We start from the raw sequence: 26,544 nt of genomic DNA on the forward strand, positions 1-26,544 counted from the left end.
GGATGGGACAGAAGCTCGTCTGCCAATTCGTCGGCTGCAGCGGGAAACCAGAAAAACCGCTGCATTCTCCATACCATCGCGTCTGGTTGACACATGGCGCTCGCCTGTTTCGAACGTATCCGCGCCGCCTTGGTTCCGGCGCTGGGCTGGAGAAGGGCCACAGCAAGGCCACTGGACAAATCCGCATGCCGCTTGCTTAATCAATGGCTCAAGATTGAAGCATAGCCATGATCGAATCCCATATCGGCCAGAATGCTGGTCTCACCGCGGCATCAAGGCCCGTGGGCCTTGTGATCTTCGACTGCGACGGCGTGCTCGTCGACAGCGAGATGCTGAGTGCCGGCGTTCTGACGGGCATGATGGAAGAGGCCGGTTTTCAAATCACGCCGGAGATTTTCCGAAGCGACTTCCTGGGCCGCAGCTTCGCGTCCGCATCGCTTCGCGCCGCGCAGCGTTTCGGCAGACCGCTGCCGGAGGATTTCGAGATGCGATACCGCAAGCGTCTCCTGGCGAAACTGGAAACCGATCTGAGGCCCATGCAAGGTGTCGAGGCTGTGCTTCGTTCCATGACGGCGCCGTTCTGTCTCGCCACGAGTTCCAGCCCCCAGCGCCTCGCGGTGTCGCTGGCCGTGACGGGATTGCAGCCCTACTTCGAAGGGCGCTGCTTCACGGCATCGGAAGTGCCCAACGGAAAACCTGCGCCTGACTTGCTGTATCACGCCGCGCGCCAAATGGGCGAGGATGCGGCGCGCTGCATCGTCATCGAAGACAGCGAAATGGGAATCAGGGCGGCGAAAGCGGCGGCCATGCCGGCGTGGCATTTCGCAGGCGGTGCTCACGTGAAGTCGGGCTACAGCCTTCCCGATGGCGTTGTGCCTGATCGCGTCATCGCTGATATGGATGATCTCCGAGGCGCATTCACCGAAATTGGTCTTTGCTGAAGGCAGGCAGTCGCCTTAGGTGTGAACATTCGAAGGGCGCAGGTCTCATGGCACGGAAATCGGAAACAGATAGCGACAGGCTGGACGACGCAGCGCGCGCAGGCTGGCTCTACTATATTGCGGGAAACACCCAGGACGAGATTGCCCGCAAGCTAGGCGTGTCGAGGCAGACCGCCCAGCGCCTGGTGTCGCTCGCGGTCAGCGAGAGGCTGATCAAGGTGAGGCTCGATCATCCGATCGGCCGTTGCATCGAACTCTCCAACCGGCTGCGGGACACATATGGATTGCTGATGTGCGAGGTGGTGCCCGCCGACCCGGCCTCCGCCTCCGAGACGGTGGGCGTGGCGGAGGCGGCAGCAGCCGAACTCGAGCGCTATCTCGTGTCGCAACACCCGGTGATCTGCGCCATGGGTACGGGCCGCATGCTGCGCGCCATGGCGGAACAGGTGAGCCCCATGGATTGCCCGCAGCACAAGATGGTCTCCTTGGTCGGCAACATCGCGCCCGACGGGTCCGCCTCGCTCTTCGACGTGGTGAGCCGCATCGGTGATCGGGTGAAGGCGCCGCATTATCCGATGCCGCTTCCGGTGATCGCGACAACCGTTCATGAAAAGAACCTGCTGCTCGACCAGAAGACGCTCCGCAACGTGCTTGAACTTGCGAAGCAGGCCGATGTGACATTCGTCGGCATCGGCACGGTGGACGAGAACGCAGCGCTGCTGCGCGACGGCTTCGTGCGACAGGATGAAATCCGCTCGCTGGTGAGGGCGGGAGCGGTGGGGGAGATCACCGGCTGGGCCTTCGATGCCGAGGGCCGCCTGATCGAAGGCCTCACCAATGATCGCGTGCTGAGCGTGCCGGTCGAGCAGCCTGCGGTCCGCAAGGTGATCGGAATTGCCATGGCGCGTCCTCGTTTCCGCGCTGTTAGGGGCGCCATGCGAGGCAAGCTCATCAACGGGCTCATCACCAACGAAGTGATGGCGGAGTTTCTGCTCGACATCTAAAACGTGGAGACTTGGGCTAGACGTAGCCTGCGCAGCAGAATTCAACTGGCCCCGTCATGATGGCGCGCCCGTCCTCCAGCAATCGGATGTTCAGCGGTCCGGCGGGAAGATTCACCGTGATGGTATCGCCTTTCAGGTAACCCCTGAGCCTGCCGGCATAGGCCGCAACGCAGGCGCCCGTGCCGCAAGCCTCCGTCAGCATGCCCGGCCGCTCCCACACGGCAAGCTTCAGAGTATGCGTGTCGATCACCTGCGCCACGCCCACATTGGCGCTCTCTGCAAACAGTGGGTCTCGCGCGATGGCAGGGGCAAGGGCCGGAATGTCGATCGCGCCATGGTCGGTCACGAAGAACACCGCATGGGGGTTTCCGATGTGAAGTGCCAGCCCGTCACGCAATGCGCCGCTCTGCAGGGGCAGGTGCGCCGTGTCCTCCGCGCGTGACAGGGGAATGGTCCGCCAGTCCATGCTGATCGGCCCCAGCGTCACGCTGACCTCCATCGGTCCTGCCTTTTCGCAACTGAGCAATCCGCCGCGCGAATCGATCAGCAGGTGATCGCGGCCGGATTCATCGAACAGCAGGTACGCCATGCAGCGCGTGGCATTGCCGCAGGCCTCCGCTTCCGTTCCATCAATGTTGAATATCCCCATGAACGCATAAGCTCCCTGAGCCCTGGCCGCTTCGGATGGCGCCTCGATGGTGATGACCTGTTCAGCACCCACGCCCTCATGCACGTCGCAGATCCTCACGACTTCAGCCGGAGTGATCGGTTGCGATGAATTGCGCTGGTCGATGAACACGAAGTGATTGCGCAAGCCCTGCATCTTGATGAAGGGGCGCTTGAAAGATGTGGCTCCGGGCGGTGGAAGCGAAAGAAAGTCGGTAAGCGGCATTCTCACAGGTGAGAACCGGCGGACAGCGATGTCAATGCCTCGCCAAACTGTACGTGCTGGATTGCGCCGGGGAAGGTTGACACGTCCGGCGAAACCAAAGAGCATGGACAGAAATGAGTGTGAGCTGCGCGTGTTTCGTAAGAGTTCCAGCCATTCAAGGACTTGTCCGGCTAGCCGGTGTGCTTGCCCATGAGTGATTCCACCCTGACAGCCGCCGACCGCAGAAGGCCCTGGCTGTTGCTGGGACCTACGCTCATCACGCTCTTTGTGCTGATGATCCTGCCTATCGCGATCATGACGGTCTTCTCGTTCTACGAGTTCGTCACGGCGGGGGTGGAGAAGGAAGTCTACACCAGCGCCAACTGGCGTGAGTTTTTCACGGACAGTTTCTACCATATGTTCCTGTGGAAAACGGTGCGCGTTGCGGCGATCACGGCCATCCTCTGCGCCGCAATGGGTTATCCGCCCGCCTATTTCATCGCCATGTCGCACACGAAGCACAAATGGCTGCTGCTCCTGCTGCTCATCGTACCGTTCTGGATCAGCTTCACCATCCGGACATTCTCGTGGATTCACATTCTGGGCGAGCAGGGTGTCGTCAACGTGCTGCTGCTGAAGACGGGCCTCATCAGCGAGCCCCTGCGCATGCTCTATACCGAGGGCGCGGTGATCATGGGCATGATCCACTTCCTGCTGCCCTACATGATCCTCAATGTCTATGTGTCGATCGAGGGCATCGACCGCAATCTCATCTCGGCGGCCCGCACGCTCGGCTGTACGGCGTGGCAAGCATTCTATGAGGTCGTTCTGCCCTTGTCGCTTCCGGGCCTCATGGCGGGACTTCTGCTCTGCTTCGTGCTCGCGGCGGGCAGCTACGTGACGCCCGAGATTCTGGGTTCCACGCGTGACGCGCTGTTCGGCAACATCATCTTCGACACGATCATGGGGCAGCTCAACTGGCCGATGGGCGCGACGCTCTCGCTCGTGCTGCTGGTCATGCTGGGGGCGGTCGCCGCCATCTACAGCCGCTACATGGGCCTGTCGCGCATCTTCAAGGGACTTGGTGCATGAACGGGGAAGGCGCATGAATCCGGCAACCGAGAACCGGGGCCTTGGCTGGCGCGCCATTCAGGCGCTCACCGTGCTGGTCTATATCTTCATGTTCGCGCCGATCATGGTCGTCGTCGTGCTGTCCTTCAATGACTCGCAGTTCGGCGGATTCCCGATGACGGGCTTCAGCTTCCGCTGGTATCACAAGCTCATGGAAAACCAGGCGGTGCTGAGCGCCTTCCAGACCTCGGTGTGGGTGGCCCTCATCACGGCCGTCGTCTGCTCGGTGCTGGGCATCATGGCGGCGCTCGCTTTGGTGCGCTACGACTTTCCCGGCAAGGAATGGGTCAACACCATCCTCGTGGCGCCTGCCCTTGTCCCTGAAACCGTGCTGGGTGTTGGCCTTCTTCTGCTCATGCGCTGGGCGCACCAGCCCCGCACCCTTTGGCTTCTGGTGCTCGGCCACATCATGCTGGCGCTGCCCTATGTCGTCCTCGTCGTGCAGGCCCGCCTCATCGGCATCAAGCGGGTCTATGAAGAGGCGGCGATGTCGCTTGGCGCCAACCGCTTCCAGACCTTCCGCGAGATCACGCTGCCGCTGCTGATGCCGGCCATCGTCGCCAGCTTGCTGCTGGTCTTCACCATTTCCTTCGACAACATCACGGCCAGCATGTTCTGGCGCCCATCGGGCGTCGAGACCATGCCGACCCAGATCCTGTCGATGTTGAAAATCTCCATCAGCCCGGAGATCAACGCCCTGGGCACCTTGATGATCGTCGTAACCGTGGGGCTGCCGGTGCTCGGTGGCGGGCTTGCCCGCTATCTCGCACGCAGCGGGCGTTGAACCACTACAGGGAGAAACCGAAATGAAAATCACGACAACCAAACGCTTGGAGCGCCTCACAGAGCGCTACATGAACGGCGGGCTCGACCGCCGCAGCTTCCTCGGCCTCACGGCCGCAGCAGCCGCCACCGCAGGCATCGGCATGCGCTGGGCGCCGCAGGCTCTCGCCGCCGTCTCCGAAGTCCGCTTCGATGGCTGGGGCGGCGTCGTTCAGGAGGCAATCGACAAGTATGCCTTCCAGCCCTACACGGCCAAGACCAGCATCAAGGTCGTCCAGGGCACCTTCGGCGATGAGAGCGAAATCCTCACCAAGGTAAAGACCGCCAATCCTGGTGACTTCCAGATCATCCATTCCTCGGGCGTCGAATATTACAAGCGCTACGTCGATGGTGGCTTCACCAGCGAAATCAACGAAGCCAACATCCCCAACATGCAATACGTCATGCCGGCGATGATCGAGCCTTTCCGCAAGATGACGCCGAAGCTGTCGTGCGTTCCCTACGACTACGGCACGACCGGCATCGCCTACAACACCAAGGTCATCTCCGAGGCGGAAGCCAAGGAAAAGGGCGCCAAGCTGCTGTTCGACCCCAAGTACCAGGGCAAGATCGGCGGCTATGGCGACATGATGACCCGCGTCTGGTATGCGGCCTTGGCCACGGGCCAGAACCCGAACGACATCAAGGACATCGAAGCCGTCTGGGCCAAGGTTCGCGAGAACCGCGACCTGGTGAAGAAATACTGGTCGTCAGGCGCCGAACTGATGGACCTCCTCGCCAAGGAAGAAATCGTCGTGACCGATGCCTGGTCTGGCCGCATCGCGGCGCTGCAGGCGCAAGGCCATCCCATCGCCTACATGGATCCGCCGGGCTCCTACGCCTGGATGGAGGACATGCTGATCCTCAAGGGCTCTCCCATGCAGGAATGCGAGGAGCTGGTGAACTTCATGCTGGCGCCCGAGACGGCCATCGCAGTCGCCGAGGGCCAGAACTATCCGCCGTCGCTCGATCCGAAGAAGGTGAAGCTCACCGAGAAGATCATGAAGATGCCGGCGTTCGATCCGACAGGCGAAATGAAGTCGCTGACATTCGCCAATCCGGATTACTGGTCTGCCAGCCTCGACGAGTGGACGAAGCAGTTCGACCGCATCTCCAAGGGCGGCTGATCCCGGAAGCCTCGCATCAATTGCTCCCCGTCCGTCACCCGGACGGGGAGTTCCTTCACAAGAAGAGCCAGAATATGACCGCAGCTTCCGCCGTCGACCTTCGCAACGTGACGCTCGCCTATGGCAGTTTCATCGCGGTGAAGGACGTGAGCCTCTCGATCCGGAAAGGTGAGTTCGTCACGCTTCTCGGGCCTTCAGGCTGCGGCAAGACGACGATCCTCCGATCGATCGCAGGCCTTGTGCAGCCGACCGGCGGCGAGATCGACGTCGCTGGACGGCGCATCGACAACATTCCCATTCACAAGCGCAATATCGGGCTGGTCTTCCAGAACTATGCCCTGTTTCCGCACAAATCGGTCTTTGACAACATCGCCTTTGGACTGAAATACCGCAATGTCGAGAAATCCCAGATCGCGCAGAAGGTGAAGCGCGCGCTCGACATGGTGCGGTTGCCGGGCGTGGAGAAGAAGCTCCCTTCTGAAATGTCGGGCGGCCAGCAGCAGCGCATCGCGCTCGCCCGCGCCATCGTGATCGAGCCCGATGTGCTTCTCCTCGATGAACCGCTCTCCGCGCTTGACGCGAACTTGCGCGAGGAGATGCGGACCGAACTCAAGATCATCCAGCGTGAAGTCGGCATCACTACCATCTTCGTCACGCACGATCAGGAAGAAGCGCTCGCCATGTCCGACCGCATCGTGGTCATGAACAAGGGCGAAATCGAGCAGATGGGCTCGCCCGAAGAAGTATACCGCCGCCCCGAGTCGCGTTTCGTCGCAAGTTTCCTCGGCCAGTCGAACCTGTTGCCGGGGCGCATCACCGCCATCGAAGACGGTCAGGCCACGCTGCGGCTGGACAACGGCGCGCAGTTGAAGGCCGCTGCCCCTGAAACCGCGAAAGCGGACAAGGGTGTTACGGCAGTCGTCCGTGCACAGAAGGTTACTATTGGTGCCGCCGGCACAGGAAGCAACGCCATCCCCGGCAAGATCGTCTCGGCGTCCTATCTCGGTGGTACGGCGGCCTATTTCCTCGATGCCGGTGGTGTGAGGCTGCAGGCGATCTCGACCATCGATGACCGCGTCTGGCGCGAAGGCGAGGCCGTGTCCGTGTCGATCATGCCCGCCGACGTGCTGCTCCTTGACGAGACTGGCCGGCGCTTGCACTGAATTCAGGTAACCAGGTATCCGCCATCGATGGCGAGCACCGTGCCGGTGACGAAACTGGCGATGGGGGACGACAGGTAGAGCACGCCGCCCGCGAGGTCTTCCGGCGTGCCCCAGCGTTTCAGCGGCGTGCGCGACAGGATGGCCGCACTCCGCTCCTCATTCTCCCGCAATGCCTTGGTCAGCGGCGTGGCGATCCATCCGGGCGCAATGGCATTCACGCGAATTCCGTCCTCCGCATAGGCAATGGCGAGAGACTTGGTGAGCTGTGCGACGCCGCCCTTGGAGGCCGAGTAGCCGGGCACAAGCCCGCCGCCAAAGAAGCTCAGCATCGAGGCCGTGTTGACGATGGTGCCTCCATGCTCCTTCAGCAGGGGGGCGCGCCGCCGCGCACACGCGCATGGTTCCCGTCAGGTTGATGTCGATGACATCGGCGAATGCGTCCGGATCATGCTCCATGCCCCGCCGGATGACGCCGGCACAGTTCACCACATGATGGAGTGATGCGAAGGAGCCGACGAGCGACGTCACGGCCGCGCCATCGCGGACGTCGAGCACTTTCGCCATTTGACCGGGCAGGGCATCGCGGGCTTGCGTGACCTCTGCCTCCGTTGCGCCCGTCACAAGCACCGATGCACCCTCCAGGAGAAAGGCCCTGGCGATGGCGGCACCTATGCCGGAGGTTCCGCCGGTGACAAGGACTTGCCGCCCCGCAAAACACTCCTTCGGCCAGAAACCCATCAAGATGCTCCGTCAGCGGATGAATTGGTCGACGAAATCGGCTCCAAGACCGACCTTCTCGAAATGCGCGCGGCACATGTCTATCTTGGTGAACACGTCCTCGAAGCCGAGATTTTTTCCCCAAGGGTCGACATAGTACATGATGCCGTTCACCTGGAAGAAAGTGATCATCTCCTCGACATCCTCCGGCACCACGAGCGTGTGGGTTTCACCTGGCGGCTCGAACACATAGCTGCCTTCGGTCGCAACCCAGTCATGCTCGAGATAGTGCCAGCGCCCCTTGAGGACGAGCCCATGAACCGACTGCGGATGCCGATGACGGGACAGCACGCCGGCCTTCCGCACCTTGAGGAGGTTCATCCAGTAGCCCTGGCTGCGGTTGAGGCAGAGCGGACGGAACCAGACATTTTCGGCTTGCGGCACCCAGAGCCTGTCATCCTGCGGAACGGCATCCGGTACAACGATCTCGCTCAGCGCATCTTTCGGAAAGGGAAGCTGGAAGGGCATTCTCGCGTGGTCGTCGGGGGCCGCGGGCATCGTCTGTCTCCATCATATATCAGAAGGCACGATAGCTTCACGGCACGCGGGATGCCAGTGACACAGGGCCGCTTCCGACTTTCCTCTGGCCTACGGGCCGTGGACTGCTAGATTCCGCCGCGCGAACGAAACAAGGTGACGGACCATGTCAAAAAAGAAAGTGCTGCTAGTCGGTGAAAGCTGGATTTCATCCGCCACCCACTACAAGGGCTTCGACCATTTCAACAGCGTGACATTCCATCTCGGCGCCGAGCCTCTGGTGGCCGCGCTGAAGGACAGCCCCTTCGACCTCACCTACATGACGGGCCATGAGGCACCCGAGAAGTTTCCCGCCGCGAAGGAGGCGCTTTCCGCCTATGACGCGGTTCTGCTCTCCGACATCGGCGCCAACTCGATCCTACTTCACCCTGATGTCTGGCTGCGGTCGAAGACCTTTCCCAACCGCCTGAAGCTGATGCGCGAATGGGTGGGGCAGGGCGGCAGCCTCGCCATGATCGGCGGCTACCTGAGCTTCCAGGGCATCGATGGACGGGCGCGTTGGCGCGCGACGGCCGTGGAAGAGGTGCTCCCCGTCGAATGCCTTCCCTATGACGACCGCGTGGAGATGCCGGAGGGTGCAATTGCCGAGGTGAAGCTGCCCCAGCACCCCATCGTGTCGGGGATCGAGGGACCCTGGCCCTTTGTGCTGGGCGTCAATGAAGTGAAGCCCAAGCCGGACGCTGACATCATAGCGACACTTCCTGCCGATCAGGGCGGCCACCCTCTGCTGGTGGCTGGTACCTATGGCAATGGGCGCACCGTCGCATGGACCTCCGACATCGGCCCGCATTGGCTCTCGCCCGAGTTCTGCGCATGGAACGGTTATCGCCGCCTGTGGCTCCAGATGCTGGGCTGGATGACGGCAGGACGCTGAGCGCAGCCGATACAACGGCTGAAGTCCTGCGTATATCTGCCAGGCGATATGGATTGGAACGCGGCTGCCGGAATGCTTCTTGCCCTTAAAGACGTCAGCAAGTCCTACACCACGAGCGAAGGGCCGATCCAGGTTCTGCGCGGCGTCAGCCTGTCGCTGGATGCCGGCGAGAATGCCGCGCTCACGGGCGAATCCGGCAGCGGCAAGAGCACGCTTCTCCACATCGTGGGCGGGCTCGATACGGCGGACAGTGGCACGGTTCACCTTGACGGCCGTGACATCGCCGGGATGGACGATCAGCAACTGGCTGAACTCCGCCGCGGCACGGTCGGTCTGGTGTTCCAGCAGTTCAATCTGATTCCGTCGCTCGACGTGGCGGCGAACCTGGCCTTTCAGGCGCGGCTCGCCGGGCGCCATGATGAAAGGTGGGCAGCCATGCTGGCCGAACGGCTTGGGCTCTCCCAACTTCTCAAGCGCTACCCTGAGCAGCTTTCAGGCGGGCAGCAGCAACGGGTGGCAATCGGCCGGACATTGGCGGCGCGGCCGAAGATAATCCTGGCCGACGAACCGACCGGCAATCTCGACGAGGCGACGGGCGACGCGGTCCTTGACTTGATGCTGGGCCTTCAGGCGGAGACGGGTGCGGCTCTCCTGATGGTCACGCACTCGGCCCGGCTCGCGGCGCGCTTCGGCAGGCGATTCCATCTGACCGGCGGCAAGTTAGCCTGATGATACGCGAAAGTTTCATCGTCCTCCTATCTCATTGGCGGCGAAAGCCGCTCCAGCTCATCATGCTGCTTCTGGGGCTGGCGCTTGCCACCGCCCTGTGGTCCGCCGTGCAGGCGATCAATGGGGAAGCCCGCGCAAGCTATGCCCGCGCCGCTGCCGTGGTGGGGCAGGACCGTCTCGAAAGTCTGGTGCAGTCCGATGGCAGCCGTTTCAGCCAGCAGATCTATGTCGATCTCCGCCGCGCCGGCTGGCTCGTTTCTCCCATCATCGAGGGCGAGAAGCGCATTGGAGGCGAGCGCATCCGCATCATCGGCATCGATCCCCTGACGCTTCCGCCGCAGGCCCGTCAGGTGGATGTGATGGGCGCCGGCATTGGCCTGAAGAATTTCATCACGCCGCCCGGCATTCTCGTCACCTCGCCGGAAACCGCGCAGAGGCTGGAAGGCGCCGCCCTGCCGCCGGTGGCCGTGGTGGACACTCTGCCGCCGGGAACCGCGATGACCGACATCGGCATCGCGCAGTCCTTGCTCGAGGTCGAGGGGCAAGTGTCGCGCCTTTTGCTCTGGCCTACGCAGCCCGCTTCGGCAAAGCCGTTGGAGGAGACAGCCCCCGGCCTCATTCGCCGCCAGCCCGCCGTTGAAAGCGATCTGTCGCGGCTGACCGACAGTTTCCATCTCAATCTCACCGCCTTCGGCTTTCTCGCCTTCGCTGTCGGCATCTTCATCGTGCATTCGGCCATCGGCCTCGCCTTCGAGCAGCGCCGCGCGGTGTTCCGTACACTGAGGGCACTGGGGCTGCCGCTTCGCAGTCTCGTCATTCTTCTGGCGGCCGAACTCATGGCTTTTGCCCTGTTCTCCGGCCTCGCAGGCGTTGCACTTGGCTATGGCGTGGCATGGGCATTGCTGCCCGATGTCGCCGCGAGCCTTCGCGGACTCTATGGCGCGGAAGTGCCAGGAACGCTGACCATCAGGCCATCGGTCTGGCTTGCCGGTATTGCAATTGCCGTGGCGGGTACGATGGTTTCGGCGGCAGGCGGATTGTGGCGGTTGTGGAACATGCCACTGCTGGCGCCCGCGCGCCCCCGCGCCTGGGGACTGGCATCCGAAAGGGCCATGCGGCTTCAGGCGTTGAGTGGCATTGCGCTCATGGTTGTGACCGGCGCCCTGACGCAAGTTGGCTCGGGGCTCGTTGCTGGCTTTGCTGCGCTGGCGGCCCTTCTGCTCGGTTCAGCGCTTCTCCTTCCGCCACTGCTGTCAAGTTTGTTGAAACTTGGCTCCCGGACTGCGCGGAGCGTGCTGGCCCAGTGGTTCTGGGCTGACACGCGACAGCAGCTTCCGGGCCTGTCGCTTGCTTTGATGGCGCTCCTGTTGGCACTCTCGGCCAATGCAGGCGTGGGCACGATGGTTTCAAGCTTCCGGCTGACCTTCACAGGCTGGCTCGATCAGCGGCTCGCATCCGAACTCTATGTCACGGCCAGAAACCAGGATGAGGCGCAAGCCATGCGGGACTGGCTCGTGCCGAGAAGCGATGCGGTGTTGCCAATCTGGAATGCCGAAACACGCGTCGAAGGACAACCGGTTCAGGTCTTTGGCATCGTCGACCACGCTACCTATCGCGATAACTGGCCCATGTTGGCGCAAGTGCCTGACGTTTGGGACAGGATCGCCGCGAGTGAGGCGGTGTTGCTCAACGAGCAACTCGCGCGGCGGTCGGGACTTGGCCTTGGAGACCCCGTAGCTCTGTCCAATGGTCTGTCGCTGCCGGTTGCCGGAATTTTCTCCGACTATGGAAACCCCAAGGGGCAGGTCATTGTCTCGAATGATCTGCTGGTGAAAAACTTCCCCGATGCGAACCGGCTGCGTTATGCGGTTCGCATCGATCCTGCGAAAGCTGCCAGACTTGCCGATGACCTTCGTACTGCTTTCGCGCTTCCACTCGAGAACGTCATCGACCAGGCGTCTGTCAAGTCATTCTCGCTGCGGATCTTTGACCGAACCTTTGCGGTGACTGCAGCGCTGAATGTGCTCACTCTCGGCGTGGCGGCGCTGGCCATCTTCGCCAGCCTTCTCACATTGTCCGGCATGCGATTGCCGCAACTCGCTCCGGTCTGGGCCATGGGCCTCACACGCCGGCACCTTGCAGGTCTGGAGCTTCTCAGGAGCATTGCACTGGCGGCTCTCACCATGATTGTCGCCATTCCCGTCGGTATCGGCTTGTCCTGGATGCTGCTGGCAGTGGTGAATGTCGAGGCCTTCGGATGGCGCTTGCCGCTTCACCTGTTTCCACTCGACTGGGTGAGGCTCGCGATCTTCGCGCTTCTGGCGGCGGGCGTTGCCGCGGCTGTCCCGGCGCTGCGGCTGGCGCGCATTCCTCCGGCGCAATTGCTTAAGGTCTTTGCCAATGAAAGCTGAGGCGCTTCTGCTGTTTCTCGCACTCTCGACGCCAGCGCTTGCGCAGGGCTTCGCCGGAATGGGCGAGGATGCCGAGGGATTTTCAGTGCCCCAGGCCGGAACGGAACTTGTCTTCCCGCGTGATCATGGCGCGCACCCTGACTTCCGCATCGAGTGGTGGTACCTGACCGCCAATCTCGAAGCCGCAGATGGTACGGATTATGGCGTGCAATGGACGCTGTTCCGATCGGCACTCGCACCCAGCGAGGGACAAGGCTGGCAGAGCCCGCAGCTCTGGATGGGACATGCCGCGCTGACCTCGGCAGAAAAGCACCGCTCCGCAGAGCGGCTGTCGCGTGGCGGCATCGGGCAGGCGGGCGTCGTTGAGCAGCCCTTCGCAGCGACGATCGACGACTGGCACATGACCTCACGCGCCGTAGCGAGTGCGGACTCCTTGTCTTCGATTGACCTTGGTGCTTCGGGTCAGGATTTCAGCTTCACCCTGAAGCTTGACGCCATGGGCCCGCTCGTTCTTCAGGGAGACCGGGGCTATTCGGTCAAGTCTGCTGAGGGGCAAGCCAGCTATTATTATTCGCAGCCTTTCTACGAGGTCGCTGGCACCTTGAAACTGCTCGAAGGCGACGTCGCAGTAACCGGCAAGGCATGGTTCGACCATGAATGGTCTTCACAGCCCCTGGGCGCCGACCAGACCGGCTGGGACTGGTTTTCCTTCCACTTCGACAGCGGGGAAAAACTGATGGGCTTCCGGCTGAGAGACAGTGCAGGCGGCTTCACCTCCGCCACCTGGATCAACGCCGATGGCCGCGCCGAGCCACAAGCGCCGGGAGCGCTGCAGGTGACGCCGCTCGAATTCGCGGAGGTGGCCGGCCGCAGCTTGCCGGTGCGCTGGCAGGTGAAACTGCCGGACAAGAAGCTCGACGTGTCCACGCGGGCCCTCAACCCCAATTCATGGATGGACACGCAAGTGTCCTATTGGGAAGGACCCGTCCGCATCGAGGGCACTCATGCCGGGCGTGGCTATGTCGAGATGACCGGCTACGAGTAGCGCCGTCTGTCGTCCCTGTTAAAGCTTCGGCGTGCGGTAGAGCGTCTTGCCCTTCACGCTGATCTCCATCTCCACGAGATACTTCCGCATCCCGGCGGCGCTCATGGTGACGCCGAGGCCAGGTGCCGCTGGGATTTTCACTTCGCCATTGGCATCGGGCATGAGGTGTGTTTCGCTCATGTCCCACGCCACCGATTTGGGCGCGAAGGGGAACTCGCAGATCACATGATCCTTGAGGCCCGCAAAGGGCTGGAGCGATGCGCAGAGCGCGAGGTGCGACGTGAACGTGTGGTTCACATAGGTGACGCCACGCTCCACCGCATAATCCGCCGCGCGCTTTGCGGGACCGATGCCGCCGATGCGGCCGCAATCGATCTGCACATAGCCAACCTTGCCGTAGTCGATCAACTGCTGGGCCATGTGAAAGTTGTGTGAGGCCTCGCCGCCCGCCAGCTTCACGTTCCCGCTGCGCGCACTGAGCGCTGCATAGGCGCCATAGGCGCCGCCGAGGAACGGCTCCTCGAACCACACAGTGTTGACCTCTTCGAGCAGCGGAATGCGCCGTGCCGCCGCCTCGACATCCTCGCGGAAGATCTGCCCGGCGTCGACCAGCAACGTGCCGTCCGCGCCGATCCCCTCGCGTGCCGCCTGCAAATGCTCGCGGTCGTCATTGAGCGAACCGCGGCCGAACGGCCCCCAGCCGCATTTCACCGCACGGAAGCCGCGCTCGCGCGCCTTGCGGCATCCGGCGAGAGTCTCCGTCGGCGTGTCGCCAAAGAGCTGGGAGGCATAGGGGAGTTTCGGATAGGCCGCCGTGTAGCCGAGCAATTCATAGACGGGTGCGTTGCGCTTCTTGCCCAGCACATCCCACAAGGCCATCTCGATGCCAGAGAACGTGTGCGCAGCCTGCAACAGGTCCATGCATTCCATCTCGACGGCGGCAGCGAGAGCCGCAATGTCGGTCGCATCCTCAAGCCTCTTGCCCAGCACCACGTCCCGCAGTGGCTTGCAGGCGCCATGCGACATGGGTGTGATATAAGCGGCGACGGACACCAGCGGCGAAGCCTCGCATTCGCCCCAGCCTTCGACGCCATCTGCGACCACGCGCACGACCAGCGCATCCTGGCTGCCATCGCCGATGTCCTCGACCTGCGGCATGGAGAGATAGAAGAAGTCGACGGCTTCGATGCTCATGGCTGAACTCACTGCTGAGGAATTGTGCTGTTGCTGATGCCAAGGCCTGCCGGCAATTGCAAGATCGGACCTTGGGGCTTGAAGACGTGAAGGCGGAGTTCGGATTCATACTCCGTGTAAGGTGAGAGCCGCAGCACGGGCAAACCGCGCCGCAATGCATCCGCCAGGCCAAGGCCCGACGGCGTGGTGTTGGGTTCGATGCCGATGAGCCGCGTGCGGCCCTTCCATGGTTCATCAATGTTGGCTTCCAGCTCGTACCACAGCCACGCAAAGGGAAAGCGGTCACCGTCCCAGCTGAGAATGGCGGCGACCGCATTGTCGAGACGGCGGATAGCCGCCCAATAGCGGTCGAAGCGATCGAGATAAGTAAGCGAAGCCCAAGGCGAAGAGGGTTTGCTCATATCGACAGTTCCCGACTTGCCCGGCAGTTCCGGCCATGAACCTTGCGCGCCAGCACGCAAGGGATTGGCGGGCGGATCATATGTCGCTTCAACCGTGGCGCGCCGCGCGCCCGTTGTGATCTCGAATTCGCCTGATAGCAGATCGCTGCCGAACGTGGGGTGATGCCCCCACATCACATCAACGGGTCCGTCACCATCATAGGTCAGGCGCTCGCGCATGATGAGCGTTTGCCCGGACAAGCTGATCTCGCGAACCATGCGCGCTGCAACCGTCTTGAACCGCCGCGACAGCCGAAGCCTCTCCCCGTCCTGCTCCACCTCCCAGGGCGAAATGGAGGCCTCGCCATGAAAGCCATGGAACACGCCATCGACCGTGCAGGCATCGCCGCCATTGGGAAACAGCAAGGGCCAGCCGCCGGTGTAACGCGTCAACCATTTGGGCTCGTCGCACGCGGCGAGGCTGGCGATGGGCGCATCGATCGTGTTCCACGGCACCGTGCCGAGCACGGATAGCCCCAGCCCGCGATGCCTCACCTGAATGATGGTGCCGCCCACTTCCGGATTCACCGTCACTTCGAGATCGGAACTGGTGAGGGAAACGAGACTCACTTGACCGCGCCCGACATCAGCCCGCGAATGAAGTGCTTCTGGAACAGGACATAGAGAAGGAACATCGGCGCGCTGGCGATGACCATGCCCGCCATGGTGAGCGGCACCTGATTGTTGTAGCGGCCCTGGAATACGCTGATGCCCGCCATGAGTGTCCGCTTTGCATCGCTCTGCAGGAAGATGATGGCGATGAGCAGGTCGTTCCAAACAAAGAGCGAATTGACGACCACGAGCGTGAGTAGGGCAGGGACCGAAAGCGGAAGCACCACCTGAAGCAGGATCATGAAGGGGCCGGCACCATCCATCCGCGCCGCCTCGAACAGTTCGCGCGGCACGTTTCGGAAAAACGTGGTGAGGAGATAGACCGAGAAGGGCGTGATCAATCCCGCATAGATGATGATGGCGCCATGATAGGTGCTGACGAAACCCAGCTTCGTGTAAAGCACGAAGAGTGGCACGATCATCACGACCGGCGGCACCGCCATGAGCGAGGTGGTGACCGCGAGCAGGGTATCGCGCCCCTTGAACTCCATGCAGGCGATCGCATAGGCCGCCAGTACCGAGACGGTTGTAGATAGCAACACCGCACCCGCCACCAGAATGCCGCTGTTCACCATCCAGCCGAGGAACGGGCTGTCGACCAGCACCGAGCGGAAATTCTCCAGAACCACCGTGTCGGGCAGGCCCAGCTTGTCTATGGCGTATTCCTCGTCCGATTTCAGTGCCGTGACGATCATGTAAAGCGTCGGGACGAGAGCAAGGAAGGCGGAGAAAAGTAGCACGGCATGGCGCCACACGTCTCCGGGCCGGTAGAGGATCGTGCTCATGCATCCTCCGAGCGCTGGCGCACCTTGAACAGCAGGAAGATGAGAACGCCGGTGACGAGGAACAGCATGACCGATGCAGCGGACGCGATGCCCGGCAGGCTGGCACGGATCAACGCGTTGAAGATATAGAGCTCCACCACTTCGGTGGATGTGCCCGGCCCGCCGCGTCCGCCGCCCATGACATAGACATAGGCAAAGACCGAGGCGAGCATGGTGATGATGCTGACCACCACATAGAATTCGATGACGCCCCGCATCTGCGGCAGGATGATGTGCCACAGCCGCTGCCACCAGTTGGCGCCTTCGAGCCGCGCGGATTCGATGATCGCTTCGTCGAGGCTGAGCAGCCTTGCTAGAAACAGGATGATCCCCAGCGCAGACTCGCGCCAGATGATGAGGATCATCACAGTCCAGAGCGCCACGTCCGACGATCCGATCCAGTCGAGCGCCAGGAAGTCGAGGCTGAGCCAGCGCAGGACCTCGTTCACGGGGCCAGAAAACTGGAACATGCGCTTCATCACCACCGCGATGATGGGAATGGCCAGCACGAAGGGCACGAAAACGATGATGCGGTAGATCTTCCAGCCCGCCACACGCTCGTAGAGCAGCACCGAGACGATGAGCGAGATCGCCACCATCACGGGGATCGCGAGCAGGAGCTGCAGGTTGTGCAGGACCGATTCCCAGAACACGGACTGTGAGAGAATGAGCCTGTAGTTGCGCAAGCCGATCCACGGCCCGTCGATACCGCGCACCATCTTGAAGCTGAATTCGAAGATGCGGACGAGGGGATAGCCGAAGACGAAGGCCAGAAGGGCCACCAGCGGCGCAACATAAAGATAGGGCATCAGCCGTGATGTCGGCGTCATGTGCCTCCGGGCGCAATCAGATTGAAGAAGGGCCGGAGCAGGGGCTGTTCCCCGCTCCGGCCCGGATCATCATGTCGGCGACGACAGGTCCGTCACCCACTTGCGATAGTTCTCGACCATGTCGGGGTTGAATTCGCGCCACTCCTTCGCAGTGTTGGCCGCAAGTTCCCCCGCCTGCTCGCCTGTCATCGATCCCGCCACGATCTGCTGTCCCGTGGGAATGGCTGCGCGCTCATAGAACTGGCCGGGCATGAGGTTGGTGACGTTCGAGATGTTAGGCTTCAAGCCCCAGTTCTCCCACAGGCCCCGCACCGAGGCGTCTTGAATGACGCTGGCATCGAAGGTCGTGTTGGAGGGAAGCCAGCCGGTCGCATCCCAGAAGGCCTTCAGCCGGTCCGGAGACTGCAGGTATTCAAGGAAGGCCGCCGCCGCCGCCGGGTCTTCGGCATTGCTCGAAATGCCGAGGCCCTGCACGTCCACGATCGGAGCACCCGCGAGCTTGCCGGTGCCAAACACCGGCATGGTCATGTAGCCGATCTTGCCGCCTGTCGCCTTGCTGTCGGCAGGAAGCCTTGTGCCGATAGTCTGGCCGATCGCCACCTTGCCCGCAACGACCAGATCGATGCCGGGATAGAGTTCGAGCGACGACATGTCCTTGTTGAGGAAGCCGCGCGTCTTCAGTTCTTCGAGCTTCACCCAATGCTGGTGATATTTCGGGTCCTTGAAGTCCTTGTCGCCGATGAACAGTTCGACAGCTTCACCCAGCGTGTCGAGCTGCTGGGGAAGCGAGTGGCTGATGTACCATTCGCTCCAATAGCCATCCTGGATGCCGCCGCCCAGGGGCTCGATGCCGGCGGTCTTGAGCTTTTCGCAGGCTGCCAGCAATTCGTCCCATGTCTTGGGAGGTGCTTCGGGGTCAAGCCCTGCCTTCTCGAACAGGGTCTTGTTGTAGCACCAGAACATCGGAAGCGGATACCAGCCGGTGCGATAGATGTCGCCGCCGAAATGGCTGAGCTGCGTGGGGTTCGACGCCGCGAGAATGTCAGGCTTGATGAGGCCTTTGAGGCCCTTGAGATAGCCCAGCCACACGCTCTCCATGTGATAGATGCCATTCCAGAGATACTGGACGTCGGGCGCATTGCCGGCAGCGGCAGCAGTCTGGAACTGCGAGATCACGACAGCCGTGTCCTGCAGCATCGGCTTCACCGTCGCGTCCTTGTAACCCGCGATCGAGGCATCGAGATACTTCTGCAGGCCAGGCAATTCCTGCTCGCCCCACCACCACATGTCGAGTTCCTTGGCCTGCGCGCGGGCGCTCCCTCCGAAACCGCCAAGCGCCGTTCCGCCCGCCAGCATGGCGGAGGTGAGAACGAAGTCGCGGCGCGAGAGCCGTGATATTGTCTTGTTGCTCATGGTTCAGTCTGCCTTCCTGTTGTTTCCGTATTTTCTTGTTAGAACGTGCTCATCAATCCGCCGTCGACAACCAGCAATTGCCCGGTCATGTAACGGCAATAGTCCGAGGCGAGGAACACCACGCTGCCCGAAACGTCCTCCGGCATGCCGCTGCGTCCAAGCGGGATCTTGCGCTTGTCGATGTACCACTTGACGAATTCCGGCGTTGTCGTCTCGTCGACGCCGTTCACGAATGACATCGGCGTGACCATGAAGCCCGGTGCCACGGAATTGACGAGGATGTTGTGAGGCGCCAATTCCACCGCCATCGACTTTGTGTAGGCGATGATGGCGCCCTTGGCCGCGTTGTAAGACCCGCACAGGCCGCTCGATGCAAAACCCTGGATCGAAGCGATGTGGATGATTCGCCCGCTCCGCTGCTTCACCATGTGAGGCGCGACGAGTTTCGACCCCATGTAGACAGCTTCGAGATTGATGCCGATGGTGCGCCGCCAGTCTTCCAGCGTATCATCGAGGATGCTGCGCGTTGCAGGGTTGATCGCGGCATTGTTGACGAGAACGTCAATTCGCCCATGGCGGACCATGATGTCGCGGACCGCGTTGGCATATGCTTCATAGTCCGTGACATCGAGCGCAAATGACGAGACTTTTCCACCCTCCTCGGCAATTTCGGCGGCAACGGCATGAAGCGTTTCAGGATTGCGTTCGAGGAGAACGGTGGTGGCACCCTCCTTTGACATTTCAAGCGCGATGGCTCGGCCAAGACCCTGGCCCGCACCGGTCACGAGGCAGACTTTGCCGTCCAGTATACCCATCGCTTCCGCCCCCGTGTCGAGATCGATGCAACCAATGCTCAACTGATATAACAGATACCACTATAGGTTCGTTCAAATCAGCGTCAAGCGTGCCAGACCATCCAGGAACAGGAGTGTGCTGCTGCCTGGAAGCATATCGGCATGACGGCGCGATCGAACTTGATGGTCGGGGCCTCCGCTGCATCTGGTCCGTATCATGTGTACTTGCGTAACAGGGCGCAGTGCCAGTTGATTGCCGGCACCTCGCGTTGCTGCTAATCACGACCACTCGACAGACGGAACGGACGGCCATGGACAAGACACCTGCAACCACGCAAGACGGCGATGCCCTTCCTGTGTCGGCCCGCATCCGCGCGCGCATTGAAAAGGCGAACAAGCGCTTTCATGCGAATGACAACATCGCTGCCTACCTCGAGCCGGGCGAGATGGAAGCGCTTCTCGAAGAGGTCGCGAGCAAGATGAAGGGCGTGCTGGAAAGCCTCGTCATCGACATCGAGCACGACCATAACACCCAGGACACGGCCCGCCGCGTTGCGAAGATGTACCTCAACGAGGTATTCCGCGGCCGCTATGTCGCCCAGCCTCCGGTCACCGAGTTTCCCAACGCCGAGTACCTCAACGAACTGATGATCGTCGGGCCGATCACGGTGAGGAGTGCTTGCAGCCATCATTTCTGCCCCATCATGGGCCGCCTGTGGATCGGCCTGTTGCCGAACGAGCACTCCAATCTCATCGGACTGTCCAAGTATTCCCGGCTTGCGGAGTGGATCATGTCGCGCCCGCAGATTCAGGAGGAGGCGATCACCCAGGTGGCGGATCTTCTGATGAACAAGGTGGCGCCAGACGGTCTTGCCGTGGTGATGGAGGCCGATCACTTCTGCATGCACTGGCGCGGCGTGAAGGACACCGCCACCAAGATGATCAACAGCGTCATGCGCGGATCCTTCCTCAAGAATGCATCGCTCAGGCGCGAATTCCTCTCGCTTGTGAATCTCAAGGATTGAAGTCGAAATGCTCGTCCGCTGTGTCTATGCAAGCCGTGCCGCAACGGCACTCTCGCCCGCGATGATCGAGGACATCCTCGAGAAGTCGCGCTCCCGCAATCCGGCCAACGGCATTACCGGCATTCTCTGCTACAGCGCCGACGTGTTCATTCAGGTGCTCGAAGGCGGTCGCGACGAGGTGTGCGAGCTTTACAATTCGATCGTCCGCGACGACCGCCATGCCAATGTCCGCCTTCTCGTTTTCGAGGAAATCCGCGAACGCAAGTTCTGCAACTGGACCATGGGCCATGTCGATCTCTACCGGATCAACCCCGGCCTGCTGCTGAAGTATCACGAGCGCGCCGTGCTCAATCCTTTCGTCGCCTCGGGCCATGCCACCATGGCGCTTCTGGACGAGCTGGTGGAGAACGCCGCGATCTCGACCCGCGTCGGCTAGGCTGACGTCTGACAACGGCCGCAGGCGAAGGCGCGGCGCCCGCCGATTTCGAAGGCCTTGATGGCTGACGCACAAGCCGGGCAGATCTCCTTGGCGAAGATATTGACCCGCTCGCCGTAGCGGCTTTTCGATTTCTTGACGCCATCCACAGTGATGATCGTATTGGCATTGACGCCGATGCCCAGCAGGTGAACGGCATCGGTCCAGATCCGATCAAATGCTTCGGGGGGAATGCGGTTGCCCGGCAGTTCCGGATCGATGCCTTGCCGCCACAGGATTTCGCTGCGGTAGATATTGCCGATCCCTGCGATTACCGATTGGTCCATGAGCAGCAGGCCGATAGAACTGCGGCTGCGGCTGATCCGCGTCCAGGCCTTGTCCGGGTCGGCATCCTTGCGCAACACGTCGGGGCCGATCCGGCCGGTGAGGGCGGCGAGCCCGGCGCCGTCGAGCACTTCGCAGGTGTTTGGCCCATTGATGTCCACCACATGCGTCCTGCTGATCATGCGCACGCGGACGGCCCCCTTGGGCGCGCGCGCGGGAAGCTTCGCCGCGCGGAACATGCCAAAGAGCCCAAGGTGGACATGCAGTGCGTCACCTCCCTCGAAACGATAGACCAGATGCTTTCCGAACGCTTCGATGCCGGTACATGTCTGGCCGTCGATCCGTGCGGCGCCTTCGGCGAAGCGCCCTTGCGGTGAAAGGATCTTGAGCCTCTGATCGGCCAGCATCGGGCGCTGGTCGAGTGCGGCGCGGTGAATGGTATGTCCTTCCGGCATTGCGGCAATCCTCTTGCCTGCCGTCAACGCAGGCGGCCCGGAGCCGGATCTCTAGGCTGTGCCCTTCATCCATGTCAGACCATCGAGCGTCTTGCCGGCAGGCCTGTATTCGCATCCCACATAGCCTTCATAACCGAGCGCATCGAGATGCCGGAAGATGCGGGCATCGTCGAGCTCCCCGGTGCCGGGTTCGTTGCGCTTCGGCACCGAGGCCGTCTGCACATGGCCGATGATCGGCATCAGCGCCTCGAGACTCTTCATCACGTCGCCATGCAGGATCTGGCGATGATAGATGTCATATTGCAGTTTCAGGTTCGGCAGGCCGAGTTCGGCAATGAGATTGGCTGCGAAGCCGAAATCGTTGAGGAAATAGCCCGCCATGTCGCGCCCGTTGATGGGTTCGATCAGGATGTCGATTCCCAGCGGCGCGGCGGCATCGCAGGCAAGCCGGATGGCCTCCTTGTATGAAGAGACGGCAGCAGCGTCGCTCCGGCTTGCGTGTCCGCTCATCATGTGCAGCCGCTTGACGCCGGTCGCCGCCGCATAGGGCAGTGCTGTCGCGAGCGAGGCGCTGAAATCATCCTTGCGGCTGGGAAGCGCTGCCAGCCCGCGCTCGCCTCCATCCCAGTTTCCCGGAGGCAGGTTGAAAAGAGCCTGAACCAGGCCGTGGCGCTCAAGGCGCGCGGCGATGGCGTCTGCAGGATAGGCATAGGGAAACAGGAACTCTACCGCCGTGAAGCCGGCATCGGCCGCAGCCGCGAACCGGTCAAGGAATTCCCAATCGTTGAACATCATCGACAGGTTGGCGGCAAATTTCGGCATCGTAGGTCCTCGTTGGCGGTTTCGCCTCTCAGACTACCGCCAGCCGGGTGAAAGAGGAAATGGCTTAAACGCCGGCCAGCTGGTGCAGATAATCTGTTTCCCGTCCCGGCGCACTCTCAAGTCCTTTCTTGTGCTGACTGAGGAAAGCGGTGCGGTGGAAGCGATGCCGGTGGAGCGTGAGGTCGCGGGGGGCGGCATTCTGACCTTGCCGGTCTTGGCTCTCGATGCGGCAAGGGTGGCGTCGCGCGCGATAGACAATCTCTTTTCGCGCTATACCGATTGTATGGTCGCCCAGATGTTTCAGGCAGCCGCATGCAACGCCGCCCATACCACCAGGCGCAACTTCCGCCGCGCCTGGGCTGAGTTGCCAGCTTACGGATTCGCGGGCGCAGCGCCGCTCGATCCGTTGGCTGGTGCTGTCGAGTCCGATCCGGTTGAGGGCGCGGTTCCTGTAGCTGGTGCAGACCCTGTCGCCGGAGCAGAACCCGTCGCAGGAGCTGGTTCTGGTGTTGTTGCCGGGGGAGACGGGGTGGGGGGAGGTGCTTGATCTGCAGGTGCGGTCACCGCAGGCGGCTCAACCACAACGTTGTTGGTTGCCGTGGGCAAGGGAGCCCCTGGGCGTGAATTGTAGTACCACAGTCCACCGATTGCGATGATGGCGGCAACAGCGGCCAGAATCCATCCTGCAGTTGATGACAATGTGCGCGGTACGTTGGTACGAGAGCGTGAGTCGGTATTGTCTGCCATGAGAAACGTCTCCGATCTTGCGAAATGACCTGCAACAACGTTTGGCCGGCAACGAAGTTCCGGATTCTATGGTTCAATGTGTTGCGCCGGCACCAGGACCTTCAGGACGTGCGGTTGGATGCTGATCTCCAGGGGAGATTGAAAGAGTACAAGTTCACCATCGATGGTGGCGAGAATGCCGCGGCTCTTGCCGCCAAGTCTCCGGCGCTTCTCGATGATCAGGAGGCGCCCCTTGCTTTCCTCGATGTTGAGATTGCCGCGCCAACGCCCGCGGAGCAGGTCGAGAGCCAGCCGCAGCAGCGCCAATTTCGACATCGGCTTGACGGCATAAAGGCCGAGAAGGCCTTCATCGAGGCGTGTCTGCTTCAGCCAGACCGAGTCCTCATAGATATTGTTGCTGACGATGAGTGCTGGTGCCTTGAGATCATGGCTCCGGCCATCGAGGTTCATCTTGAAGCGGAGTGACTGGCTCTTGAACAGCACCGAGATCATGGCCCGGGCACTGGAAAGCATCTTGGTGTATCGCGAACTGTAACCCAATCTCTCGCGGATTCTCACCATGCGCGGTTGAATGCCGAATGAAACATGATGCAGGAACAGTCTGTCGCCAGCGCGCGCCGCGTCGATGTTCTGGGCGCTGGCATCTTTCAGCTGACTGAGCGCTACGGAGAGTTCAGGGGCGATCCCCAGGGCCCTTGCCATCAGGTTCATCGTGCCCATGGGCAGAATGCCGAGCGCGATGCCGGTTCCGGCAAGTTGCCCGGCAACGCTCGCCACGGTTCCGTCGCCGCCGCCGACGATGATCCGGCTGACCTTGCCGCCCGCAACGATCGCGGCGACGGCATCGGCCAATTCCGAGCCTTCGATCAGGCGAACCTCGCAGGCGCCCGGCCAGTCTGCGATCTCGCTCTCGACCAGTCTGGCCGCTGCCTCCGCACCCATGCTGCGGACGGTGCCGGACTTGCTGTTGATCAGTATGGCCGCCTCGCCGCCGGCAGCCGCGATCCTGTCCACGTCCTTCTCCATCTGCTGTTCCAAGGTGAAACTCGCCTCATCATGTCGCAATGAAGCTTCCGGCATTCAACATCTCTGACCGCCGGGAACCACCGGGTCTTCGCAGTCAAAAGGCGATGTCAGGCGGCCTTCTTGGAGCGGAGATCGAAGAACAGGGCCTGAGCGATCAGAGCCCTCACCATGTCGGGAGAAAATGGCTTGGTGATGAGGAAAGCAGGCTCGGGGCGTTCGCCGGTCAGCAGCCTCTCGGGGAATGCGGTGATGAAGATCACAGGCACATCGAAGCTGCGGAGGATCTCGTTGACGGCATCGATTCCGGAGCTTCCATCGGCCAACTGGATGTCGGAAAGGACCAGCTGCGGCGGCTTGTCCCGCGCCAATCGCACGGCTTCCCTGTGTGTGCGTGCAATTCCTACGGAGCGGTGGCCGAGGGATGTGATGGTGTCCTCGATGTCGAGGGCAATCAGCGGCTCGTCCTCGATGATCAGGATGTCGCTGGCGATCATGTCCGTGATCTGCCGGTTGGCATCATCGAAAAGCGTCTCGACTTCGGCATCGCTGCAAGACAGTATTTCGGCAACGTCGCGCCTGTCGAAGCCCTCCAGTGCCGATAGCAGGAAGGCCTGCCGTGCTGGGCCGGGAATGTGCGAGAGCCGCCCCTGCACCGTCGACTCCCAGCCAGGCTGTGCATCTTCGGCCTGGCCATTCAACGGAACGGTAGCCCAGAAGGTGCAAAGTGTCCGGTACAATGCGATCCTCGGATTGCTCACCGGACTGAGGATTGACGGGTCCGCGATCAGGCTCTCGAGAACGGCGGCCACATAGGTATCCCCGCTGGCCTGTGTTCCAGTCAATGCGCGGGCGAACCGGCGGAGATAGGGCAGGTGAGGCGCAACACGTGTGGATAGGCTCATCGGTCGTTTGGCATGGCTTGACGCCACGGCCCTCCCTTGGTCATCGTCAGGACCCTATAATGCGCCGCGAAGGCCGCAGTTCCATCTTTGCCGTGAATGTTGGGAACAATTCCGCATGTGAGGCATTTCAGGCTTTCGAACCTCCGTTGGTGCGGACGAAATCAGGATCATGATCGAAAAGACGGTAAAGAGAGCAAACGCCTCGGCTGCACAGCGGGTGGTCAAGGAAGCGGTGAGCAGCAAGCTCAAGGCCTATTACGACGATATCTCGCGCCAGGAAGTACCACAGCGCTTTCTGGATTTACTGCAGGATCTTGACAAGGCAGGTGAGCGTTCAGAGTGACGCATGACTGATTCAGCATCGCACGGGGGCACCCGAGCTGCCATGAGTGATGGGGATTTCAGGCAGGACCTGATCGCCTTCATCCCCCCTTTGCGCGCCTTCGCGATATCGCTGACGGGCAAGATCGACCGCGCCGATGATCTGGTTCAGGAAACGCTTCTCAAGGCCTGGGCGAATCGCAGCACCTTCGAGCCGGGAACCAGGCTCAAGGCATGGCTCTTCACGATCCTCCGGAACGAGTTCTACACCGTTTACCGCAAGCGCAAGCGCGAGGTTGAGGATGTGGACGGCATCATGGCCGCCAATGTCGGCGTTCATCCCGAACAGGACGGGCACATGGATCTGAGCGACATGCAGAATGCCCTGCGGCGGCTGCCGGTGGATCAGCGAGAGGCCCTGCTTCTGGTGAGCGCAAGCGACTTGTCCTACGAGGAAGCGGCCGTGATCTGCGGTGTCGCCGTTGGTACCATCAAGAGCCGGGTCAACCGGGCGCGCGGGCGTCTCGCCGAACTGCTCCATCTCAACGAGCTTTCCGACGTTGGCCCCGAACCGAAGGTCAGGGCGGCGCTGGCGTCGAAGTCCCTGGAGACGTAACTCAAAGGAGGCCGGTCAACGGAACCGGGCGGCTGGTTTCTGCGTTCCTGTCCCATGCATGCAGCAGCTTCCGCCACATCAAGGAGTTCCTCCACATGAATTTTTCCAATCTCCTGCATTGGGCCATCATCTTTCTGATCGTAGCCGTCGTGGCTGCGCTCCTGGGCTTTGGCGGTGTTGCCGGCACTGCAATGGAAGGCGCCAGGATCGTCTTCTGGGTCGCGATCGTGATTGCCGTCATCTCCTTTCTCGTCAGCCTGGTTCGCAAGGCCTGAGGCGATAGAGGCAAACAAGAAGCGCCCCGAGATATATACCGGCGCTTCTTGTTTAA

General features: G+C 61.7%; 28 protein-coding genes and 1 pseudogene. 16 read left to right on the top strand and 13 right to left on the bottom strand.

The window, feature by feature from the left end; genetic code table 11:
• Positions 1-227 precede the first annotated feature (227 nt).
• Positions 228-941, top strand: coding sequence for an HAD family hydrolase (locus ACEW8Q_RS18480; RefSeq protein ID WP_373505527.1), 714 nt, complete (start codon positions 228-230; stop codon positions 939-941).
• 47 nt (positions 942-988) lie between these two features.
• Positions 989-1,945, top strand: coding sequence for a sugar-binding transcriptional regulator (locus ACEW8Q_RS18485; RefSeq protein ID WP_373505528.1), 957 nt, complete (start codon positions 989-991; stop codon positions 1,943-1,945).
• 16 nt (positions 1,946-1,961) lie between these two features.
• On the opposite strand, the gene dapF is transcribed toward ACEW8Q_RS18485, so the two are convergent.
• Complete coding sequence (gene dapF, locus ACEW8Q_RS18490) at positions 1,962-2,837, bottom strand: diaminopimelate epimerase (RefSeq protein WP_373505529.1); 876 nt, start codon at positions 2,835-2,837, stop codon at positions 1,962-1,964.
• A gap of 189 nt (positions 2,838-3,026) precedes the next feature.
• Between dapF and ACEW8Q_RS18495 the strand changes: the two genes are divergently transcribed.
• The 4 genes from ACEW8Q_RS18495 to ACEW8Q_RS18510 all read left to right on the top strand — a co-directional run bounded on the left by ACEW8Q_RS18495 (position 3,027) and on the right by ACEW8Q_RS18510 (position 7,059).
• Positions 3,027-3,908, top strand: coding sequence for an ABC transporter permease (locus ACEW8Q_RS18495; RefSeq protein ID WP_373505530.1), 882 nt, complete (start codon positions 3,027-3,029; stop codon positions 3,906-3,908).
• Between the two features lie 13 nt (positions 3,909-3,921).
• Positions 3,922-4,731: an ABC transporter permease gene (locus ACEW8Q_RS18500; RefSeq protein ID WP_373505531.1), complete on the top strand. Its 810-nt coding sequence runs from the start codon at positions 3,922-3,924 to the stop codon at positions 4,729-4,731.
• A gap of 22 nt (positions 4,732-4,753) precedes the next feature.
• On the top strand, positions 4,754-5,896 hold the full coding sequence (locus ACEW8Q_RS18505; protein ID WP_373505532.1) for an extracellular solute-binding protein: 1,143 nt from the start codon (positions 4,754-4,756) through the stop codon (positions 5,894-5,896).
• 74 nt (positions 5,897-5,970) lie between these two features.
• Positions 5,971-7,059, top strand: a complete 1,089-nt coding sequence (locus ACEW8Q_RS18510; protein WP_373505533.1) for an ABC transporter ATP-binding protein — start codon at positions 5,971-5,973, stop codon at positions 7,057-7,059.
• 2 nt (positions 7,060-7,061) lie between these two features.
• On the opposite strand, the pseudogene ACEW8Q_RS18515 reads toward ACEW8Q_RS18510, so the two are convergent.
• Positions 7,062-7,797: pseudogene (locus ACEW8Q_RS18515) on the bottom strand (SDR family NAD(P)-dependent oxidoreductase).
• Between the two features lie 12 nt (positions 7,798-7,809).
• Complete coding sequence (locus ACEW8Q_RS18520) at positions 7,810-8,334, bottom strand: 2,4'-dihydroxyacetophenone dioxygenase family protein (RefSeq protein ID WP_373505534.1); 525 nt, start codon at positions 8,332-8,334, stop codon at positions 7,810-7,812.
• Positions 8,335-8,479: 145 nt separating this feature from the next.
• On the opposite strand from ACEW8Q_RS18520, the gene ACEW8Q_RS18525 reads away from it, so the two are divergent.
• The 4 genes from ACEW8Q_RS18525 (at position 8,480) to ACEW8Q_RS18540 (ending at position 13,432) form a co-directional block, all read left to right on the top strand.
• Positions 8,480-9,247: a glutamine amidotransferase gene (locus tag ACEW8Q_RS18525; RefSeq protein ID WP_373505535.1), complete on the top strand. Its 768-nt coding sequence runs from the start codon at positions 8,480-8,482 to the stop codon at positions 9,245-9,247.
• A 72-nt stretch (positions 9,248-9,319) separates the two neighbouring features.
• The gene (locus tag ACEW8Q_RS18530; RefSeq protein WP_373505536.1) at positions 9,320-9,976 is read left to right on the top strand and encodes an ABC transporter ATP-binding protein; all 657 of its coding nucleotides are present in this window, start codon (positions 9,320-9,322) and stop codon (positions 9,974-9,976) included.
• Positions 9,976-12,387, top strand: coding sequence for an ABC transporter permease (locus ACEW8Q_RS18535; RefSeq protein ID WP_373505537.1), 2,412 nt, complete (start codon positions 9,976-9,978; stop codon positions 12,385-12,387). The genes ACEW8Q_RS18530 and ACEW8Q_RS18535 overlap by 1 nt, the downstream gene beginning before the upstream one ends.
• Complete coding sequence (locus ACEW8Q_RS18540) at positions 12,377-13,432, top strand: lipocalin-like domain-containing protein (protein ID WP_373505538.1); 1,056 nt, start codon at positions 12,377-12,379, stop codon at positions 13,430-13,432. The genes ACEW8Q_RS18535 and ACEW8Q_RS18540 overlap by 11 nt, the downstream gene beginning before the upstream one ends.
• A gap of 18 nt (positions 13,433-13,450) precedes the next feature.
• On the opposite strand, the gene ACEW8Q_RS18545 is transcribed toward ACEW8Q_RS18540, so the two are convergent.
• The 6 genes from ACEW8Q_RS18545 to ACEW8Q_RS18570 all read right to left on the bottom strand — a co-directional run bounded on the left by ACEW8Q_RS18545 (position 13,451) and on the right by ACEW8Q_RS18570 (position 19,602).
• Positions 13,451-14,626, bottom strand: coding sequence for a mandelate racemase/muconate lactonizing enzyme family protein (locus tag ACEW8Q_RS18545; protein WP_373505539.1), 1,176 nt, complete (start codon positions 14,624-14,626; stop codon positions 13,451-13,453).
• 8 nt (positions 14,627-14,634) lie between these two features.
• Positions 14,635-15,636, bottom strand: a complete 1,002-nt coding sequence (locus ACEW8Q_RS18550; protein ID WP_373505540.1) for a hypothetical protein — start codon at positions 15,634-15,636, stop codon at positions 14,635-14,637.
• Positions 15,633-16,463: a carbohydrate ABC transporter permease gene (locus ACEW8Q_RS18555; RefSeq protein WP_373505541.1), complete on the bottom strand. Its 831-nt coding sequence runs from the start codon at positions 16,461-16,463 to the stop codon at positions 15,633-15,635. The genes ACEW8Q_RS18550 and ACEW8Q_RS18555 overlap by 4 nt, the downstream gene beginning before the upstream one ends.
• On the bottom strand, positions 16,460-17,332 hold the full coding sequence (locus tag ACEW8Q_RS18560; protein ID WP_373505542.1) for a carbohydrate ABC transporter permease: 873 nt from the start codon (positions 17,330-17,332) through the stop codon (positions 16,460-16,462). Before ACEW8Q_RS18560 ends, ACEW8Q_RS18555 begins: the two co-directional genes overlap by 4 nt.
• A 69-nt stretch (positions 17,333-17,401) precedes the next feature.
• A complete protein-coding gene (locus ACEW8Q_RS18565; RefSeq protein ID WP_373505543.1) occupies positions 17,402-18,745 on the bottom strand; it encodes an ABC transporter substrate-binding protein in 1,344 nt (447 codons plus the stop codon).
• 38 nt (positions 18,746-18,783) lie between these two features.
• Positions 18,784-19,602 (bottom strand): SDR family NAD(P)-dependent oxidoreductase, encoded by an 819-nt coding sequence (locus ACEW8Q_RS18570; protein WP_373505544.1) that lies wholly within the window; start codon positions 19,600-19,602, stop codon positions 18,784-18,786.
• Between the two features lie 248 nt (positions 19,603-19,850).
• On the opposite strand from ACEW8Q_RS18570, the gene folE reads away from it, so the two are divergent.
• A complete protein-coding gene (folE, locus tag ACEW8Q_RS18575; RefSeq protein ID WP_373505545.1) occupies positions 19,851-20,564 on the top strand; it encodes a GTP cyclohydrolase I in 714 nt (237 codons plus the stop codon).
• A 7-nt stretch (positions 20,565-20,571) separates the two neighbouring features.
• On the top strand, positions 20,572-21,000 hold the full coding sequence (locus ACEW8Q_RS18580) for a BLUF domain-containing protein (protein ID WP_373505546.1): 429 nt from the start codon (positions 20,572-20,574) through the stop codon (positions 20,998-21,000).
• Here ACEW8Q_RS18580 and ACEW8Q_RS18585 read toward each other — a convergent pair.
• A complete protein-coding gene (locus tag ACEW8Q_RS18585; RefSeq protein ID WP_373505547.1) occupies positions 20,997-21,779 on the bottom strand; it encodes an Fpg/Nei family DNA glycosylase in 783 nt (260 codons plus the stop codon). The genes ACEW8Q_RS18580 and ACEW8Q_RS18585 overlap by 4 nt on opposite strands.
• Before the next feature lie 51 nt (positions 21,780-21,830).
• On the bottom strand, positions 21,831-22,601 hold the full coding sequence (gene otnI / locus ACEW8Q_RS18590) for a 2-oxo-tetronate isomerase (protein WP_373505548.1): 771 nt from the start codon (positions 22,599-22,601) through the stop codon (positions 21,831-21,833).
• Here otnI and ACEW8Q_RS18595 point away from each other — a divergent pair.
• Entirely contained in the window at positions 22,564-23,148 is a 585-nt protein-coding gene (locus ACEW8Q_RS18595) for a hypothetical protein (protein WP_373505549.1), read from the top strand. The two genes, otnI and ACEW8Q_RS18595, sit on opposite strands and share 38 nt — an antisense overlap.
• Positions 23,149-23,414: 266 nt before the next feature.
• Here ACEW8Q_RS18595 and ACEW8Q_RS18600 read toward each other — a convergent pair whose 3' ends face one another.
• Together ACEW8Q_RS18600 and ACEW8Q_RS18605 are read right to left on the bottom strand one after the other, a co-directional pair.
• Positions 23,415-24,428: a diacylglycerol kinase family protein gene (locus ACEW8Q_RS18600; RefSeq protein ID WP_373505550.1), complete on the bottom strand. Its 1,014-nt coding sequence runs from the start codon at positions 24,426-24,428 to the stop codon at positions 23,415-23,417.
• A 53-nt stretch (positions 24,429-24,481) separates the two neighbouring features.
• On the bottom strand, positions 24,482-25,276 hold the full coding sequence (locus tag ACEW8Q_RS18605) for a response regulator (protein ID WP_373505551.1): 795 nt from the start codon (positions 25,274-25,276) through the stop codon (positions 24,482-24,484).
• A 169-nt stretch (positions 25,277-25,445) separates the two neighbouring features.
• Between ACEW8Q_RS18605 and ACEW8Q_RS18610 the strand changes: the two genes are divergently transcribed.
• The 3 genes from ACEW8Q_RS18610 to ACEW8Q_RS18620 all read left to right on the top strand — a co-directional run bounded on the left by ACEW8Q_RS18610 (position 25,446) and on the right by ACEW8Q_RS18620 (position 26,488).
• Positions 25,446-25,619 carry a NepR family anti-sigma factor gene (locus ACEW8Q_RS18610; protein ID WP_373505552.1) on the top strand — a complete coding sequence of 58 codons (174 nt, stop codon included), beginning with the start codon at positions 25,446-25,448 and terminating at the stop codon, positions 25,617-25,619.
• 3 nt (positions 25,620-25,622) lie between these two features.
• Positions 25,623-26,213: a sigma-70 family RNA polymerase sigma factor gene (locus ACEW8Q_RS18615; protein WP_373505553.1), complete on the top strand. Its 591-nt coding sequence runs from the start codon at positions 25,623-25,625 to the stop codon at positions 26,211-26,213.
• 95 nt (positions 26,214-26,308) lie between these two features.
• Positions 26,309-26,488: a DUF1328 domain-containing protein gene (locus tag ACEW8Q_RS18620; RefSeq protein ID WP_373505554.1), complete on the top strand. Its 180-nt coding sequence runs from the start codon at positions 26,309-26,311 to the stop codon at positions 26,486-26,488.
• The last annotated feature ends 56 nt before the right edge of the window (positions 26,489-26,544 follow it).

The organism is Aestuariivirga sp., from assembly GCF_041738905.1.
Lineage (GTDB): Bacteria > Pseudomonadota > Alphaproteobacteria > Rhizobiales > Aestuariivirgaceae > Aestuariivirga.